The sequence below is a fragment of the Corynebacterium canis genome (assembly GCF_030408595.1).
Classification (GTDB): domain Bacteria; phylum Actinomycetota; class Actinomycetes; order Mycobacteriales; family Mycobacteriaceae; genus Corynebacterium; species Corynebacterium canis.
On record NZ_CP047080.1, the window covers coordinates 539,956 to 557,469 of the forward strand.

12 protein-coding genes are annotated in these 17,514 nt (G+C 59.5%); 10 read left to right on the plus strand and 2 right to left on the minus strand.

All coding sequences use genetic code 11. The features are described 5' to 3' along the window. The first annotated feature begins 65 nt into the window (after nt 1-65). From CCANI_RS02475 to CCANI_RS02505, 7 genes are all read left to right on the plus strand, one after another. On the plus strand, nt 66-1,979 hold the full coding sequence (locus CCANI_RS02475) for an HtaA domain-containing protein (RefSeq protein WP_146324681.1): 1,914 nt from the start codon (nt 66-68) through the stop codon (nt 1,977-1,979). 42 nt (nt 1,980-2,021) lie between these two features. Beyond that, nucleotides 2,022-3,128, plus strand: coding sequence for a heme/hemin ABC transporter substrate-binding protein (locus CCANI_RS02480; protein ID WP_425457346.1), 1,107 nt, complete (start codon nt 2,022-2,024; stop codon nt 3,126-3,128). A gap of 11 nt (nt 3,129-3,139) precedes the next feature. Further along, the gene (locus tag CCANI_RS02485; protein ID WP_146324698.1) at nt 3,140-4,207 is read left to right on the plus strand and encodes a FecCD family ABC transporter permease; all 1,068 of its coding nucleotides are present in this window, start codon (nt 3,140-3,142) and stop codon (nt 4,205-4,207) included. Further along, nucleotides 4,208-5,035, plus strand: a complete 828-nt coding sequence (locus tag CCANI_RS02490; RefSeq protein ID WP_146324682.1) for a heme ABC transporter ATP-binding protein — start codon at nt 4,208-4,210, stop codon at nt 5,033-5,035. A 113-nt stretch (nt 5,036-5,148) separates the two neighbouring features. Beyond that, nucleotides 5,149-6,177 (plus strand): HtaA domain-containing protein, encoded by a 1,029-nt coding sequence (locus CCANI_RS02495; RefSeq protein ID WP_290211532.1) that lies wholly within the window; start codon nt 5,149-5,151, stop codon nt 6,175-6,177. Between the two features lie 515 nt (nt 6,178-6,692). Beyond that, on the plus strand, nt 6,693-6,911 hold the full coding sequence (locus tag CCANI_RS02500) for a hypothetical protein (RefSeq protein ID WP_146324684.1): 219 nt from the start codon (nt 6,693-6,695) through the stop codon (nt 6,909-6,911). A 341-nt stretch (nt 6,912-7,252) separates the two neighbouring features. Continuing rightward, nucleotides 7,253-7,795 (plus strand): hypothetical protein, encoded by a 543-nt coding sequence (locus CCANI_RS02505; protein WP_146324685.1) that lies wholly within the window; start codon nt 7,253-7,255, stop codon nt 7,793-7,795. Between the two features lie 96 nt (nt 7,796-7,891). On the opposite strand, the gene CCANI_RS02510 is transcribed toward CCANI_RS02505, so the two are convergent. Continuing rightward, on the minus strand, nt 7,892-9,205 hold the full coding sequence (locus tag CCANI_RS02510; protein ID WP_146324686.1) for an O-acetylhomoserine/O-acetylserine sulfhydrylase: 1,314 nt from the start codon (nt 9,203-9,205) through the stop codon (nt 7,892-7,894). A gap of 480 nt (nt 9,206-9,685) precedes the next feature. On the opposite strand from CCANI_RS02510, the gene CCANI_RS02515 reads away from it, so the two are divergent. After that, nucleotides 9,686-13,213 (plus strand): DUF5979 domain-containing protein, encoded by a 3,528-nt coding sequence (locus CCANI_RS02515; RefSeq protein ID WP_146324687.1) that lies wholly within the window; start codon nt 9,686-9,688, stop codon nt 13,211-13,213. Nucleotides 13,214-13,681: 468 nt separating this feature from the next. Here the strand turns inward: CCANI_RS02515 and CCANI_RS02520 are convergent, their stop codons facing one another. Beyond that, nucleotides 13,682-14,365, minus strand: a complete 684-nt coding sequence (locus CCANI_RS02520; RefSeq protein WP_146324688.1) for an OmpH/Skp family outer membrane protein — start codon at nt 14,363-14,365, stop codon at nt 13,682-13,684. A gap of 638 nt (nt 14,366-15,003) precedes the next feature. On the opposite strand from CCANI_RS02520, the gene CCANI_RS02525 reads away from it, so the two are divergent. Beyond that, the gene (locus CCANI_RS02525) at nt 15,004-17,280 is read left to right on the plus strand and encodes a carbon starvation CstA family protein (RefSeq protein WP_146324689.1); all 2,277 of its coding nucleotides are present in this window, start codon (nt 15,004-15,006) and stop codon (nt 17,278-17,280) included. Continuing rightward, the gene (locus CCANI_RS02530; protein WP_146324690.1) at nt 17,267-17,467 is read left to right on the plus strand and encodes a YbdD/YjiX family protein; all 201 of its coding nucleotides are present in this window, start codon (nt 17,267-17,269) and stop codon (nt 17,465-17,467) included. The genes CCANI_RS02525 and CCANI_RS02530 overlap by 14 nt, the downstream gene beginning before the upstream one ends. Nucleotides 17,468-17,514: the final 47 nt, after the last annotated feature.

Consider the following 17,514-nt stretch of genomic DNA (forward strand, 5'->3'; position numbering starts at 1 on the left):
AAGGCAACCTTCTAAATGTGTAGAAAGCTCTCAGTCTAGGCTCAGTTTTAGGAGTTCCAGCTGCTATGAACCACCGCACCAAGCGAAGCGCGCGGCGCGCTTTCTCAGCTGCTGCAGTAGCAGCCGCCGCGTGCGTAACGATCGTGCCGCCCACAATTAGTACACCTGTTGCAGACGCGAGTGTGACGGTGTGCAATAACTTCGGGGGAACATTTAACTGGGGGATTCGGGAAAGCTTCCGCGATTACCTGGTGGGCAAGGTCGCCCAAGGTACCTGGTCAACCTCCTCGGACGTGACCACGAGCGGAGACTTTACCGACGCAAACTTCTACTTCGGCTTCGGTGTGCGCGCCGACGCCATCACCGCCGACGACGAAGACACCGGCGAAATCCCGCTGGCCGGCGAAATCGTGTTCGACGGGCATCACGGCGTATTGCACATGGAAATGTCCGATTTCCGGCTCAAGGTCGATGGCACCAGCGCGGAGATCACCGTGGACTATGTGGCCAATAAGGTGGATAGCTTTACGCACGGCGCGACGCCGGAGGAGATCCGCGGCAACGATATCGCCATCGCCACGGTAAACCTGGATAGCGCCGTGAACTTCACCACCGGCAAGGCGACGCTGAGCGGCACGCCTGTGCTGACCCGGGATGGTGCCGAGTTGTTTATCGCCTACGAGGCGGGCCAAGCAATGGATCCGATCGGCGGCGAACTGGGCTGCGGTTCCACGGGTTCCGGCGGTACCAGCGGCGGCAATTCGAACACCAGCAAGGACTCCAAAGACCGCAGCGTAAATTCCGTGCTGAAGGAGACCAATGATTTCATCAAATTGATGAATGATCTGGTCACCAATACCGACAAGTTGATCGATAACACCGAAAAGCTTGCCAATAACATCACCGGCGGCAAGGTCGGCGGCGGCACGACCACTGGTGGCGGCGGTACTGCGGCTGGCGGTACCGGTGGGACCGGCGGAGGTGGCGGAACCACGGGTGCCGCCGGAGGCGGGGGTGCCAAGCCCTCTGGTGGTGCTGGTGGCACCGGCGGAGCCACCGGTGGTGGCGGCGGCGGTGGGGGCGCTGCAGCTGGTGGCGGGGGCGGCGGCGGAGGCTCCGACGTGTGTACCGCTGATGGGTCCGTTGGCGTTGTTGATGCCACAGGTAGCTGGGGCGTAAAGCAATCCTTCCAGTCCTATATCACCGGGTCCATCGCCAAGGGTTCCTGGACGCTCAGCGGTGTTGAGCACAGCAACGGTCAGTTCCACTTCCACGGCAGCTCCGGTGCTGTCGATCCTGGGAAGGGCACCGGCACCATCCTGATGCCCGGGTCGGTCCACTTTACCGGCCACAATGGCGTGCTCAACCTGAAGATCTCCGACCTGGAAATCCAGTGGAACGGCAATAGCGGATCGCTGATCGCTCAAGTGAGCTCCAGTGACATGGAAGGAAACCACAAGGACTACGGCCGCGTCGCGTTGGCGGATCTTAGCTTTGGTTCCCTGAACGTGAACGAGTCCTCCGCCAGCGGTACCGCAAGCACCTCGCTGACCCAGGCGGGCTCCGCAGCCTTTGCGGAGTTCTATGCGGTGGGCACGGAGCTCGATCCGGTGAACTTTACCGCTTCGCTTGGCGGCGCGGCCAGCTGTGCCGCCGGTCAGGGCTCCAGCGCTTCGGGCGGTGCCGCCGGCACCGGTGGCGCGGGCGCGGCGGCCGCAGCCAGTGCGAAGACGGGTTCGAAAACCACTGCGGAGAAGAAGACTTCGGGCCCCAGCGTTGCGGCTCGCGTGAACGGCGCGACCGCCGATGGAGATAGCGAAGGCTACGCTAATAACGGTAATTTCAAGATCAAGAATGCGAACGCATCTGGCTATGAAAAACCGTCGTTTATTACCTCTGTACTGCTCATTCTCGCAGCTTTTGTGGTCGCGGGCGGCAGTCTTTCACAGTTGGTGCTTCGCCACCCAGCCTCGCGGTAAACCACTCTGATGGGCTAACCCGCATCGATCGAAAGGTGTGCTTTGAACTACCTAAAACAATCCAACCGGAACCGCCGTTTCGGACGAATTTTCGCCGCGACGGCGACCGCCTTGGCCCTGACACTTTCCGGTTGCGCATCCTGGGACGAAACGCCGCAAAGCTCATCTGGCCAGCTGCGTGAATCGCTGCCCGATGCGGGTTCGCTCAAAGACCCCCGCAGCTTTACTGGCGTGAGCGCTGTTACAGGCATCGGTGACGTGATCCCCGTGACGGAAAACCCATCCCCGCAGCTGCCGGTGGAACTCACCGACGCGGACGGTTACGACGTCGAGGTCGACGATGTTTCCCGCATCCTCGCCCTGGACCTCTATGGAACCTCCACCAAGACCCTCACCGGCCTCGGCTTGGCGGACAATATCGTGGGCCGCACCGTGTCCTCCACCGAGGAGCGCTTGAAAAACCTGCCGGTGGTTACGCAAGGCGGCCACAATATCAATGTGGAGGCGGTGCTGGAACTCCATCCCACCCTGGTGATCGTGGACCACTCCATCGGCCCCCGCGAGGCCATCGACCAAATCCGTGATGCGGGCGTGGATATCGTGGTGATGGATCCGACCCGCACCATCGAATCCATTGGCCAAGACATCCTGGATCTCGGCGGGGTCGTCGGCCTGCCGGAGGAAGCCCAAAAGCTGGCGGACCGCAGCGTCGAGGACGCCAAGCAGGACCGCGAAGCCATCCAGAAGCTGGTGCCGCAGGAGCCGCTCCGCATGGCGTTCCTTTACGCCCGCGGCAATGGTGGCGTGTTCTTTATCCTCGGCGAAGGCAGCGGCGCCAAGGACCTGATCGAGGGCGTCGGCGGCATCGACGTAGCCGTGGAACACGGCCTCGGGGAGACCGCCCCGGCCAATGCCGAAGCGCTGGCCAAGATCGACCCCGACGTGTTCATCATGATGGAGGAAGGCCTCAAGTCCACAGGCGGCATCGAAGGTTTGCTCGATCGCCCCGGCGTCGCGCAAACCAAGGCCGGGCAGAACAAGCGTGTGGTCACGATCCCGGACGGCGCGGCGCTCTCCTTCGGGCCGCTCACCGGCGAAATCCTGCTCCGCACCGCCACGGCACTATATAGCCCGGAGCAACAGCAGTGAGCGCACCCGTCGTGGCTGAAACGGGCAGCCATCAGCGGCACGCGGCGTCGACAGGCGCGGTTATTGCGGCGCGTTCCCGTCGGCGAGTGGCGCTGTTTATCGTGTTGGTGCTGCTGCTCGCGGGCACCGTTGTGTTTAGCATCGCGGTGGGGCAATTTACGGTCCCGCTGCGCGAAATCCCCGGCATCCTGGCCACCGGCCCCTCCGGCACGGACATCACGGAATCGGTGGTGTGGCGCATCCGCCTCCCGCGCCTTGTGCTGGGCCTGCTTGTCGGGGCCGCGCTCGGCGTGAGTGGCGCGTTGATGCAGGCGGTGTTCGCAAACCCGCTCGCCGAACCCAGCGTTATCGGCGTCACGGCAGGCGCCGGCGTGGGGGCCGCGGTGGCCATCGTATTTAATATCACGCTGTTCGGTGCTTCCACCGTCCCCATGGCCGCGTTTATTACCGCGGTGATCACCACGCTGGTGGTGTACCAACTCGCGCGCCACGACGGCAAAGTGCACGTGATTAACCTGATCCTAACCGGCATCGCCATCAACGCCGTGGCCGGGGCGATCATTTCGATCATGGTGTATCTGGCGCCCACCACGAACCGCGAACAGATCATCTTTTGGCAGATGGGTTCCCTGAACGGCGCGCAGTGGAAACACGTGTCCGTGGTGGTGATCGTTGTGTGCATCGGCCTGCTGCTGGCGTTCCGGCTGGGCGGGCAGCTCGACGTGCTGGCGCTTGGCGATAAAGCCGCCGGGCACATCGGCATTAACGTAAACCGGCTGCGCATCCTGGCCATTGGCGCGTCGACGCTGCTTACGGCGGGCGGGGTGGCCTACGCGGGGCTGATCGGCTTCGTGGGGTTGATCGTGCCGCACCTGCTGCGCACCATTACCGGCCCGGCGAACAAGGTGCTGCTGCCGGCGTCGGCGTTGACGGGCGCGGCCTTGATCGGCCTCGCGGATATCGCCGCCCGTACGGTTATTCCGTTTGCGGATCTCCCGATTGGGATTTTCACCGCGCTCGTCGGCGGTCCCACGTTCTTTATCCTGCTTCGCCGCATGCTTATGAAGGGACGCCGCTAGATGTCAGCCCTGTTACAGGCACGTAACTTGACCGTCTCTATCGGCGGCCGCACCCTGCTTGACGACGTCTCCATCGACGCCTTCCCCGGCGAAGTTCTCGGGCTGATTGGTCCCAATGGCGCGGGGAAGTCCACGCTGCTCGCGGCGCTGAGCGGCGATCTGAAGCCCGACGCCGGCGAAATACGCGTGTGCGGGTTGAATCCGCAACAGGCTTCGCAATTGGATTTGGCGCGTCGCCGTTCCGTGATGCTGCAAGACGTTTCCGTTTCCTTCGCCTTCCTCGTGCGTGACGTGGTTGCCATGGGCCGGCGTCCCTGGTCCCGCACCCGCTACGACGAACAAGACGAAGTGCTTATCGACGCCGCGCTCGACGCCACCGCGGTAAGCCACCTCGCCGAGCGCGACATCATGACGCTGTCTGGTGGCGAACGGGCCCGCGTTGCCCTTTCGCGCGTACTTGCGCAACAAACGCCTGTGGTTTTATTAGACGAGCCAACAGCAGCCTTAGATATTGGGCACCAAGAACAGGCCCTGGGGCTCGTGCGGGGGATGGCCCGCGGGGGTGCCGCGGTGGTGGTTGTATTGCACGATCTCAATGCCGCAGCTGCATATTGTGATCGAATTCTTTGCCTAGCTGGGGGCAAAGTCGCAGCGTATGGAAGTGTGCGGCAGGTCTATATCGATCATGTGCTCTCACGGGTTTACGGGTGGCCAATTCGGGTGGTTCCCTCCCCGGATGGGGGTGGCATCCGGGTCATTCCGCAGTCGGCTGAGACGGTTAACGCGCAGGTAGACGCGTTGAAATTGCTCAAACCAATGTTTATCTAAACGTAGGCTAAGTGTTGTATTGACCTTCTCTTTATCTTGCTTTAAGGTAAGCCTTGCCTTTCGTCCGATGTCTCGGTGAGGCGATCGGAGTCCAATCGAACACAGGAGCTCATGTGAACAGCATCTCCAAGCGCGTGCGCCTCACGGGTGCAGCCCTCGCCGCAACACTGGCCACCTCCCTCGTGCCAGTCGTCGCGGCAGCAGACGAAAACCAAGAACCCGCCACCAAGCAGTTCTGCGAGGCCTACGAGGGCACTTTTGACTGGGGTTTGCGTACCACGTTCCGCAAGTACGTTCTGAACCCGCGGATCGCGAACGGTGCGATTAACTACACCACCGGCGCCACCGGCAACGACCCCAAGGTTGATAACTTCGCATTCAAGTTCACTCCTGGTGCGGTGAACGCTGAAGATGGCGACACCGGCGTGATCGCTCTGCAGGGTGATATTCACTTCACCGGGCACCACGGCACCTTGGACACCAAAGCGTACAACTTCCGCTTGGTGGTTGACGGTAAAAACCTGAAGGTTCTCGGTGACTACGACGCCAACGAAGTGGAGCATTTCGCCCCTGGCGCACAGGCCAACAAGGTTACGCGCAAGAACCAAGTGCTTGCCGAGGTTCAGCTTGCAAAGCCGTTCGATTTTACGGAAAAGGGCGCCATTGCTTTTAGCGGGGTTCCGGCCGTAACTGCTGAAAACAACAAGTTCTTCAACGGGGCTTATGACGAAGGTGACTCGCTCGATCCAGTAGGCGGTTCCATCACTTGTAAGAAGTTCCCCACGCCGCCCGCGCCGCCGACCACCTCCGCACAGCCCAGCACCTCGGTGCAGCCCAGCACCTCGGTGCAGCCCACCACCTCCGTGCAGGCGACCACGTCGGTGCAGGCGACCACGTCGGAGCAGGCGACCACGTCGGAGCAGAGCTCGACCTCGCAACAGCCGACCACGTCGGGGCAGACCAGCGTTCCAACCACGGCTCCTACCGCTCAGCCGCAGCCGGAATTCCGCACCCTGCGTGATTTCTTGCGTGAGTTCCGTGGCAACCCGATCAAGGCAATCTTGAGCGTGCTGTCGATCGGTGGTTTCATTGCCATCCTCACCGGCATCGGTGGTAACCTCTTCAGCTTGTTCAAGCGGTAATTCCGCTTAAGAACTCTTCGGCATCCGGCCCGTCAACTGGTTTGGCGGGCCTTTGCTGCGTCCGAGGTGGTGCTTGTGTTCCTGCGGAAACACCGACTCCAAGACCTCGGCGTGTCGAATCTGCCTGAGTTGAGGGACGGTCGGCCACTTCAACCCCTCCAAATCACACCGATCATGGGCGGTGCGCAACCGCTCGGAGTGCCGGTGGGTTGTGCGCGACCGCCGACTTGGGGCTGGTCTTTCTATTCTTCATTCGGGGGTCTTAAGAAGAAATTCAGGACGAATCTGGCCCAAACACGCCGCAGCGCGTCTTTCCATTCTTCGTTGAGGTGCCCAATGAAGAAAATCCGGACGATCGCAGGTCAACGGTAGTGCACAACCCAGCAGGGCAAGCTGCCGGCAAGGCCGTGAAGCCCGTACCAGATTGAAATTTTTCGAACCATCGGCCCCGCCGGATCTGCCTCAGGCAGATCTGACATGGCGAATGTGATGTCCTGCGGGAATGCCATCTTTCGATGGCCGACGTGTCGAATCTGCCTGACCTGGGGTTTTCGCGGGCCAACGACCCCAAGAAATCGACCACGACGACGAAGTCCAGCGCATCCTCACCGGCATTGGTGGGTAACCTTTTCAGCTTTGTTCAAGCGGTAATCGCGCCTCAGGCTGTGCATTTCGGTGGTGGTCGGGAAGCACCGTACCTTGCCATTTTTACCCCGTTATTAGGGTATTTTTGATGCGGCTTTTTGTGACGAATCGGGCCTTTCGTGTACGTTACCCAAACTGTCTTCCAATGCCCCCGGGGGTTCGGATTGTTTGGTTGGCCTCACAAAGCAGGTGTGGGGTGACGCAGGTCATTCGGGGTTATATTCGACGGGCCGCACTATTGAACATTGCTGCCGTTTGGCTAAGTTTCCGCAAGGGCAGCCGTGTAGCAGATTACCTACGCGTTTCAGAGTTGTCTCAGATGTGTGACCAAAGTGATTGACCAGCTACTCATGCTGTTTTAAGTTAAGGCAAGACCTTCGCCCATCGTTTCGGTGAGGCGATTAGAGACCACAACATACCGGGAGCACCAATGAAAACCTTCCCCAACCGCCTACGCCTTACAGGAATCGCATTGGCCGCCACCCTGATGGCTACCCTTGCCCCAGCGGTCGCTACGGCTGAGACGAGCGTTCCCACCACGGCCCCCGTTGTAAACGATGTCACCGGAAAGCCGGAAACCAGCGTTCCCACCACCGCTCCCGCTTACGAAAAGCCTGAGTGGAAGCGCGAAAGCCGCGTCCCCAGCACGGCCCCCGTTGTAAACGATGTCACCGGAAAGCCAGAAACCAGCGTTCCCACCACCGCCCCTGCTTGGGAAAAGCCTGAGTGGAAGAAGGAGCACAGCGTTCCCAGCACCGCCCCTGCTTGGGAAAAGCCCACCGGGGACCCCAATGTGAGCGTGCCTTCGACGGCGCCGACCGTGAAAGATAAGCCCGGCTACCCAGACCTGCGCTCGTTCTTGCGCGACTTCCGTGGCAATCCGGTTCGTGCGCTGGTGACTCTGCTTCCGCTCGGCGGCATTATCGCCCTGTTCACCGGCATCGGTGGCGGACTGCTGAACCATTTCAAGTAATTCTTCTTGGTTGATTAACTAACCAGAATAGCGTTAGGCCCGCAGGGTATCCGGCGGGCCTTTCAAGCGCTCAGTCACCAAGCGGTGCGTAACCCACTACACTGCGGCAAATCCGCGCTCGAGATCGGCGATGATGTCGTTGATATCTTCGATCCCTACGGAAAGCCGGACGGTCGCCGGGCTGACCCCGGCGTTAGCCAAGCCCTCTGGCGTGGATTGCGAGTGCGTGGTGGTAGCGGGATGGACTACAAGGGAACGCACGTCGCCGACGTTTGCCACGTTCGAGTGGAGCGTCAGGGCGTCGATAAATCGCCACGCTTCGTCTTGCCCGCCAACAATGTCGAAGGAAAACACGGAGCCCGCGTGCTTGAGCCCCAGCTTTTCCTTCACCTTGTACCAGGGCGAGGACTCCAGGCCAGCGTAGTGCACCTTGGCAACCTTGGGGTGGTTTTCCAGGAACTTTGCCACGGCGAGCGCGTTGGTGTTGTGGCGCTCCAAGCGCAACGCAAGGGTGTCCAAGCCCTGCGCGGTGACCCAGGCGTTGAACGGCGAGGCTGCGGCTCCGGTGTCGCGCAGCAGCCCGACGCGCGCTTTGAGGCCGTAGGCGGGGGCGCCGAGGTCCACGTATTTCAGCCCGTGGTAGGCGGGGTCCGGGGTGACAAAGTCGGGGAAAATGGGTTTGCCGTTGCGTTCCACGGTCCAGTCGAATTTGCCGCCGTCGATGAGTACGCCGCCGAGTGCGGAGCCGTTTCCGGTGTAGAACTTGGTCAGGGACGCCACTACGATGTCTGCACCCAGTTCGAGTGGGCGTACGAGGGCGGCGGTGGCGACGGTATTGTCGATGATCAGCGGCACATTGTTTGCGTGCGCCACTTCGGCGATGGCGGGGATGTCGAGGATATCGGCCTGCGGGTTGGCAAAGGTTTCACCGTAGAAGGCGACGGTATTGTCTTGCACGGCGGCCTGCCACGCGGCGGGGTTGTCCGGGTCGGTGACAAACGTGGTTTCGATTCCCAGGCGGGCGAGTGTGACTTCGAACAGGGTGGTCGTGCCGCCGTACAGCCGCGAGGACGTGACGATGTGGGAGCCGGCGCGCGCGAGGTTGAGGATTGCGGCGGTTTCGGCGGCTTGCCCGGAGCCGAACAATACGGCGTGTACGCCACCCTCAAGGTCCGCAAGGCGATTTTCGACGGCCGCGACAGTTGGGTTGGTCAGCCGCGTGTACACGGGCCCTGCGTCCTCCAGCGCGAACCGTTGCTTCGCGTGTTCTGCAGAGTTAAATACATAAGATGAAGTAAGGTAAATCGGCAGGTTGCGTGCGCCCGTGTCGCTGTCTACCGGTTGCCCGGAGTGGATGGCTCGGGTGTTGAAGCCCCAGCCTGTCGTATCGGCGTTGTTGTACTTGGTCACGAAGAGTCCTTTCGGTAGTTTTGAACAAACTTAATGGACAGCTCGGTCTAGTGCAACAGGCTGGAGAAATTGTAGGGGTAGACCGCTCGGTCTTGAATTGTTAGCGGCCTAGCTACGGAGGTGTGGATTGAAATATGTTACCCCCTTGGGGGAGGATGGTTACCGGTAAAGTATCGCGAGAATTGCCGATGACCTCACCAGATGAAGCCAAGATGAAAGTATATAGTGTACTACGCATTTTTGCTGGTACAAAGCGGTTTTCACGTTCGCTATCCTAGTCTGTTGGGACCAATAGGGCCTATAAGTTCAATAGGGCAAATCTAACTGCGATAACTAGTTTGTATTTTCCACGGTTCATCCCCAACGCCGGAGAAAGTAGTCCAGATGTCACGGATGCATCAAGCCCACCGCATAACTAGCATGCGGATAATTTGGGTAATTATTGCCATACTCGTGTTGATATTTGGGAGCAGCTCTGTCGTGGTCGCGAATGCGGCCACGGATCATGCGGAAAGCTATGGTCAAGACCTGAATATCAAGCGCAACAAAGTCGACGTAGAGAGCGAAAGCTATGTGCAGTCCCCACTGCGCCAAGGCGAGCAATTGCAATCCACGTTTACCTGGGTGATTCCTAAAGGTGAGCAACGCCCGAAACCGGGCGACACGATGACTGTTCACCTGCCCGAGTGGCTACGGCCAACCGAGGATCACACAGATTTGAAAGCCGGTGACTACACCACGTGTTCGTGGTCAAAGGCGGCGACGGATGTGAAATGTACCTTTACTGACAAAGTAAAGGACGCGAAAGATAAAGAACTCAGCGGCCACTTCGTTTTAGGTATGAATGCCTTTGAAAATAAGGGCATTGATCCAATACGTTGGGGTAAAAAAGACACCGACGTATTTTCTTTGGTGGTTGGAGACACGAGCGATAAAGTCGAGCCACCAAACGAAGACACACACTTGCCGGTAGCGCCGAGCGCAAATGCACGCACTGGTCCCATCACGACGTCATTGCAAAGCTTCCGCGAAGTGGAGTACGACGGCGAATCTTATGTGCGTTTGCAATGGGTCGTGGACGTGCCGGCAGAAAACTTCGATCTCGCGCAATCGCTGACCCTCAAGGACACGCTGCAAGAAGTGAAGTCCGATGCGTGGGGTGGCTGGACGGTGCCGCAATACATGGCACCTGACATGGAAATTGAGATCCTGCGCCGCGACGGGGGCGCCACGGAACACGGCGTGTGGGACGCCAGTGAACCGGGCTGCGCCGCCGCCCATGAGCAGGGCATTGATTGCGCGGATCTGGTTGCCACCATTCGCGGCAATGAAGTGATGGAACGCCCCGGACGCATCGTGGAAGGGGTATCAATCGAAGGCGGCATCCCCGAGCTGGAATGGCATGAAAAACTTCCCACCGATTTCAAGCTCAAAATGACCCCTCTGGTCAAGGGCGCCGCGTATCGCATTGTGTTTTATACCTTCGTTCCCGCCGAAAACCTTCCTGCCCATGGCGCCGAAGAGCGCGCCATTGCGCAAAACACGCTCGATCTCAATGGTTTGACTATTAAGTCGGACGAGCACGCGGAGATCTTTACCCAACCGGTCGATGGATCGGGGGCTACGGCCACAATGGGCATGTTCCGCATTGAGAATGCAGTTGTTGGCGATACCGGGAAGGCCGAGGAAAAGGAGTTTGGATTTAACTTTGATTGTGAAGGCGTCACCGGCGAATTAACGGCGAAAGCCCGCGGCACCTCCAAGGAATCCCCCAAGTTCAAGCACGGAACAACGTGCACCGTAACCCAGGATGAGGAGCGCAGCAAGCTGGAGGGCTACAAGGTTGACGTGGGCGAAAACCCGCGCACCATCGTGGTGGAGGCCGGGGAGGTCAAGGCCCTGCGCTTTGGCACCGTCTATGAAGCCCCGCCAAAATCGGGGACCTTCGCCGTGCGCAGCGTGATCGCCGACCCCAAGCCGGAAGGCGCGGACCCACAACGCGAATACGTCATCCGCTACGAATGCGATAAACCAAGCAACGACGGAACCGTGCAAGGCCCCGCCGAGCTGAAGGTGAAGGGCGATGGCAGCGTCGTCGAATCGCCCGAATTCTTGGCAGGCACCAAGTGCACCATCCAAGGCGAAGACGAGGAGGCCGCAGCGGTCGACGGTCAACGCCTAGTCCCGCACCTGGACAAAACCGAGATCGTGGTGCCGGTTGGCTCCGGCGCCGCAACACCCGTGGCCACCGTCCAAGTGACCAATACCTACGTGCCGCAAGTCTCCCGATTCGTGGTAAACAACCTCGTCGAAGGGACCGATGCGCTCGTAGAACCGGTCACCTATCGCTACACCTGCGGCGCCGCCCGCGGCGAATTGCAGGCCCGCCCCGGGGAAAACGTGGAATCCCCCGAATTCCCCGTAGGCACCCAATGCGAAGTGGAACTGGACACCACCTCCGCCCGCGTACCCGGCTTTGACCTCACCACCAACCAGGACAAATTGCGCCAAAAGGTGACACTCGGCGCGACCGATGCGCCATTCGCGCCAGCCGAATTTCACCTCGAATACGCCGCCCAAACCGGCACATTCAAGGTGAAAAACAAGGTAGTCACCGTCGGCGGCAAAGGCCGCGTACCCGAAGTATTCGACTTCGGATACACCTGCACCCGCGACGGCGCGCCCGAAATCCAAGGGGAAATCACCGGCGTCGCCGACGGCAGCACCAAGGAATCCGAACCCATCCCGGCCGGATACCGCTGCGCCGTCCACAGCGACGACCCGCACACCGCCGGATCCACCCTGGTCACGGATATCGGCTCGCCAGTGGAAATAGCCAAAGACAACACCCCAGAAGTGGAGATCACACACGCCTACGCCCGCGGCAAAGGCGACATGACCATCACCATGAAACTGGAAGATCCCAAAGCATCCACCACCGGAGGCGCCTACACATTCCAATACGTATGCAAACCCCCCGCCGACAAGGCTGGCGGTGGCGACGTGGTAGGAACGTTGGGCGCAATCGGAGCGGGCGAGGCCGCGACGTCGGAAAGCATCCCGGAAGGGTCGACGTGCACAGTGACACAGCAAGACAACGGTTTTGCGGGCGGCGACCTGGCAAACTCCGGATACAACAGCGTGCTCGTGCTCGAACGCAACAAACAAACGCAAATGCAAGCAGTACGCAAATACGACGACCGCCGCGGCACCCTACGAATCACCAACGCGGCCGCCGGATCCGGAGCGGACATGCCGCAAGCCAAAGAACACAAAGCGCACGTCAGCTACGTCTGCACCTCCAATAGCGTGACCGTCTCCGAAGGAAACCTCACGCTCAAACCAGGAGAACACGCGGACATCCACGACGTGCAAGTCGGCGCAGAATGCACGGTCAGCGCAGACATCGACATGCTGGAGACCGACGAAGTGCGCTACGAAAGCGAAGAATCCGTCGTCGAAGTAGTAGCACCCAAGATCACAGCAAAAGACGGCACCTCCGAAGCCGTGCTGCGAAACGTGTACACCGAACTCGGCAAAGTGGAAGTGGGCACCTCGCTCGACGGGCCCGCAGCCAAGATCATCTCCGACCAAAACACCTACACGTTCGAAGCAACATGGCAAGAAATGGGCCAAGAATTCGCCGAAGAATTCACGGTCCGGGCAGGAGAAACCTACAAGGACCTGCCGGCGCTGCCAGTAGGAACGCCGGTAACCATTCGGGAGATCCTGCCCGAAAACAGCGCCGTGGTGCACTGGGGATTGCCCGGCTATATCAGCGATCCCCCGGAGGCACTGAACAATCACGGCGACGGAAACGTGACCGTGAACGTGCAACCGCGCAAACGCGTGAAACTCAACGTGGCAAACACCGCAAACCCACCCGCTTGGTGGCTGGCCGTGCCCTTTGCGCCAATGATGGTGGGGCAGGCAGGCGGTGCGGCCTCGACTACACCACAAGCCGAGAATGACGGGTCGGCTTCCGAGCATTCAGATACGGCGGATTAGGAGTTCTAGGCGTTTGGAGTAGAGCGCACGAACATAACACCGCTTCCCGGTTGGCTTTGGCCTAGCGGGAGCGGTGTTTTTCGTGGGTCTTGGTGGGCGGGGGAGGTGTGCGTGGCGGAGCGTGAGGTGCGAGGGGAAAGCTGGGGCGTGCTTTGATAAGGATTGTGTGCCACCATTTAGTGCCCGATGAGAATATCTCCGCTGCGGCCCTAAATTCGCTCGCCCTATAGGGAGTGTGGGGGAATAACGTCACAGTGACGAAAAGGAGCGGTGATCCATCGCGGGCAACCTATTCGGGTGGCGGGAGTTGAACGGTGTCTATCGATATTTTTTACACCAAAATCCCGAAATCTGTGTAAAAAGTATCGCGGCGGCGGCTCTGGGCGGCCCCGGATGATGAAAATTACACAGAAATCGGGATTCGTGTGTAAAAAACTTCATGCGAAGTGCACTACCGATCTTGCAGACTTATTGCATCGCCTTCGCGTGTCGGTTGGGTTTCCGAGAATTCCACCACGCCCGCGCGCCGATCAGCGCCGCAATGATGGCGCAGCCTAGGACGTACCAAGGCCACGTCGGCGGGGGAGCGATTTCATCCGCGCAGGCTTCGAGGGCTTCTTTCAGTTCGTGCTGCCGCGCGTTGTAACGCAAGGGGGTATCTCCTTGGTCGAACACATTTATACGTATCTCGTCCAAGCGTGTGCGCTGCTTTTCGGTGAGTTGCTGTTTAACGGTGGCGGACGGGTCGTCGCCAATCGAAGAAGCGGCATGGATCGTTTGTTCGTACGTATATGCGGTTTGGAATTCGGGGTTTTGGGTGAATTCGGAAGTCTTCGAGGAAAGCTCGGCGAGGGTTTCCGTGACGTTTGCCTCGGTAAGCTTTTGTTGCAGCTCGTTGGCGATGGGGGCGTCTTCCGTGTCATAACGCTTGATGTCCGCAGCGAAATCCGGGATGATTTTGTCGATCTCGGCGATGCGCTGCTCGCGGGCCTGGGACTCAATCTCGTCCCAGAAGTCCTGGATTGCCTGCTGCTCCTCCGCGCTGACCACGCATTGCTGATTATTTACTGTCACCTTGTCTTGCGCGTGCGCGATGGGGTTTGGGAGGGTGAAGGCGAGGGTCACGCAGGCGGTAGCAACAACACGTTTCATAGCAATGAGCGTAGAGGATTATCTGATTTTTTGTTGCCATCGCCGCAGAAAATCTACAGCTTGCATTGTGCGCTACGTAAATCGGTGTGGGCGAGCTTGGGGTTTATTGTGTCCCATCTGCCTTGCCGAGGCGCGGGTTTTGCGGGCGCGGTTTACTGCCTGGATCAATCATTACGGGCGTTACAGATTGAATTGATCAATGGGAGAAATTGGGTGGGCATTTGGTGAAGGTACCGCAATTGATTTCCGCCCTAAAATCGGCCGCAAATCACCGCGAATCGCCTATATGTTTGAACGCTGGTCGCCGCTGCGGGCACGGTTATCGCAGGTGCGGGCGCGAACGAGGCCAAGTTCCGTACCGGTTCCGCGTGCGCCAAAGCCGCCCCAGCCAAGCGGCCAAAACTTGAAATTTTACGGCATATTCATTCGTGTACGCACTGTGATAAAGGAAACATTTGTCTCATTTTTTGTACGTCGCGCGGCGCTTTCTTTACTTGCGCAAGTGGGAACGTCTGACCTTTCTCGGAAACCTATGCAGGGCATAAAAACTTGCGTAATGTAATTGCGGTGTGCACCTTAAAGAAGTGTGTAATTTAACGCATGAGGTTTTGTGATAAAGAGGAAGGATGGTCGCTGATATGCTGACAAATACAGCAACACCAGTGCCGCCACCGCCGCAGGGAGTGGAATATGTCTACTCCGAAACTTGCGAATTGCCCGTCGGCGTGAACGACCGCCGCGGGATGTCTCCCTTGAAGAAAATCGCCCTCGCGGTAGTCGCTATTGCGGCCGCCGCAGGGTGGGGGACAATTGCCGTAGCGCGCGGGGAAACCGTGAACGCCGTATGGTTAGTGCTGGCCGCCGTAGGTTCCTACATCATCGGCTTTACGTTCTACGCCCGCCTGATCGAGTACAAGGTGGTGAAACCTCGCTCCGATCGCGCCACCCCCGCGGAATACGCGAATGACGGCAAGGACTTTATGCCGACGGACCGCCGCGTGCTGTTCGGACACCATTTCGCAGCGATCGCGGGCGCTGGTCCTTTGGTCGGCCCAGTGATGGCCGCACAAATGGGCTATCTGCCCAGCACCATGTGGATTGTTATCGGCGTGATTTTCGCGGGCGCCGTGCAGGATTACCTTGTGTTGTGGATCTCTACCCGCCGCAAGGGGCGGTCGCTCGGGCAGATGATCCGCGATGAGATGGGCGTGGTTGGCGGCACCGCAGGTATCGCCGCGGTGATTACCATCATGCTGAGACTTATCGCCGTGCTTGCGCTCGTGGTGGTGAATGCCCTCGCCGAAAGCCCGTGGGGTGTGTTCTCCATTTCTATGACGGTGCCGATCGCCCTATTTATGGGTGTTTACCTGCGCTATTTGCGCCCCGGCCGAGTCAGTGAAGTGTCCGTGATTGGCGTTGTATTGTTGCTGCTCTCCATCGTCGCCGGTGGGTGGGTTGCGGACACCACGTGGGGCGTCGAAATGTTCACGTGGTCGAAGGTTACGCTCGCGTGGGTGCTGATCGGCTACGGCATTGTGGCGGCGATTCTGCCGGTATGGCTGCTGCTGGCTCCCCGCGATTACTTATCGACGTTCATGAAAGTCGGCGTGATCGGCCTGCTTGCGGTGGGCATTTTGATCGACCGCCCCGAGGTGCATATGCCTGCCGTTACGGCTTTTGCATGGAACGGCAACGGGCCCGTGTTTGCCGGAAACTTGTTCCCATTCTTGTTCATTACCATTGCCTGCGGCGCGCTGTCTGGGTTCCATGCCCTGATCTCTTCCGGCACCACGCCGAAGCTGGTGGAAAAAGAAACCCGGATGCGCACGATCGGCTATGGCGGTATGTTGCTGGAGTCGTTCGTGGCGATCATGGCGTTGATTACCGCCGTGATCCTGGATCGGCACGTGTATTTCGCTATGAATTCCCCAGCCGCATTGACCGGCGGCGAGAACGAAAAAGCTGCCGAATTTGTGAATTCCTTGGGGTTGCCGGGAACGGATCTTACCGCGGCTCAGCTCGCCGAGGCCGCCCGCGCAGTGGGCGAACATACCGTCGTTTCGCGTACTGGTGGTGCGCCTACGCTGGCGTTTGGTATGTCGGAAATTCTTACCGATATTTTCGGGCATCCGGAAATGCAGGCGTTCTGGTATCACTTCGCCATCATGTTCGAGGCGCTGTTTATTTTGACCACGGTGGATGCCGGCACCCGCGTCGCCCGCTTTATGATGACCGACACGTTGGCCAACGTCCCCGGACTGAGCCGCTTTAAAGACCCGACCTGGACGCTGGGCCATTGGGTTTCTACCCTGGCCGTGTGTTCGCTCTGGGGTGCGATTCTGCTGATGGGCGTGACCGATCCCCTCGGCGGCATCAATGTGCTGTTCCCGCTGTTCGGTATCGCCAACCAATTGCTCGCCGCTATCGCTTTGTCGCTCGTACTGGTGGTCGTGGTGAAGCGTGGCTATTACCGCTGGGCGTGGATACCCGGTATCCCCCTCGTGTGGGACGTGATTGTCACCATGACCGCGTCGTGGCAGAAAATATTTTCGGCAAATCCGAGCATCGGTTACTGGGCTCAGCACTTCCGGTTCCGCGCGGCGAAGGCCGAAGGCGCCACCGAGTTCGGCAACGCTAAAACGCCCGAGGCTATCGAGGCCGTGATTAGAAACACCGCGATCCAGGGCTCACTGTCCATACTTTTCGCCGTGCTGGTGCTGATTGTTTTGGGTGCGGCCGTGGTCACGTGCATCAAGGCGGTGCGGGGAACCGGCAGCGCGACAACCGAAGAAGAGTTCCGTGCCAGCGAGTACTTTGCGGCGCGTGGACTTTTCTCCACAGACGTGGAAAAGCAATTGCAGAAAGTGTGGGACGAGAAGCTGCCGCCAAAGGAGCGCGCGCATGTGCATCATTAGCGGCGCTTGGACCATGCTGCGCGCCTGCTGGGTGTACCTTGGCGACATCATGGGTGAACGCGACTATCAAAAGTACGTTCAGTACCTGGAGCGCCATCACCCATGCGCCCCAGTGCCCACCGAGCGCGAATATTGGCGAATGCGGTGGGCGGAGCAAGACCTGAACCCGAAAGGGCGTTGCTGCTAAGGCGACACGCAAAAGGTGTTGGTGAGCGAAAGTGCTGACCAGCACCT

Coding starts and splice junctions, on each gene's coding strand:
- CCANI_RS02475 (WP_146324681.1), top strand. CDS start 66: ATGAACCACCGCACCAAGCGAAGCGCGCGGCGCGCTTTCTCAGCTGCT.
- CCANI_RS02490 (WP_146324682.1), top strand. CDS start 4,208: ATGTCAGCCCTGTTACAGGCACGTAACTTGACCGTCTCTATCGGCGGC.
- CCANI_RS02500 (WP_146324684.1), top strand. CDS start 6,693: ATGGCCGACGTGTCGAATCTGCCTGACCTGGGGTTTTCGCGGGCCAAC.
- CCANI_RS02505 (WP_146324685.1), top strand. CDS start 7,253: ATGAAAACCTTCCCCAACCGCCTACGCCTTACAGGAATCGCATTGGCC.
- CCANI_RS02520 (WP_146324688.1), bottom strand. CDS start 14,365: ATGAAACGTGTTGTTGCTACCGCCTGCGTGACCCTCGCCTTCACCCTC.
- CCANI_RS02525 (WP_146324689.1), top strand. CDS start 15,004: ATGCTGACAAATACAGCAACACCAGTGCCGCCACCGCCGCAGGGAGTG.
- CCANI_RS02530 (WP_146324690.1), top strand. CDS start 17,267: ATGTGCATCATTAGCGGCGCTTGGACCATGCTGCGCGCCTGCTGGGTG.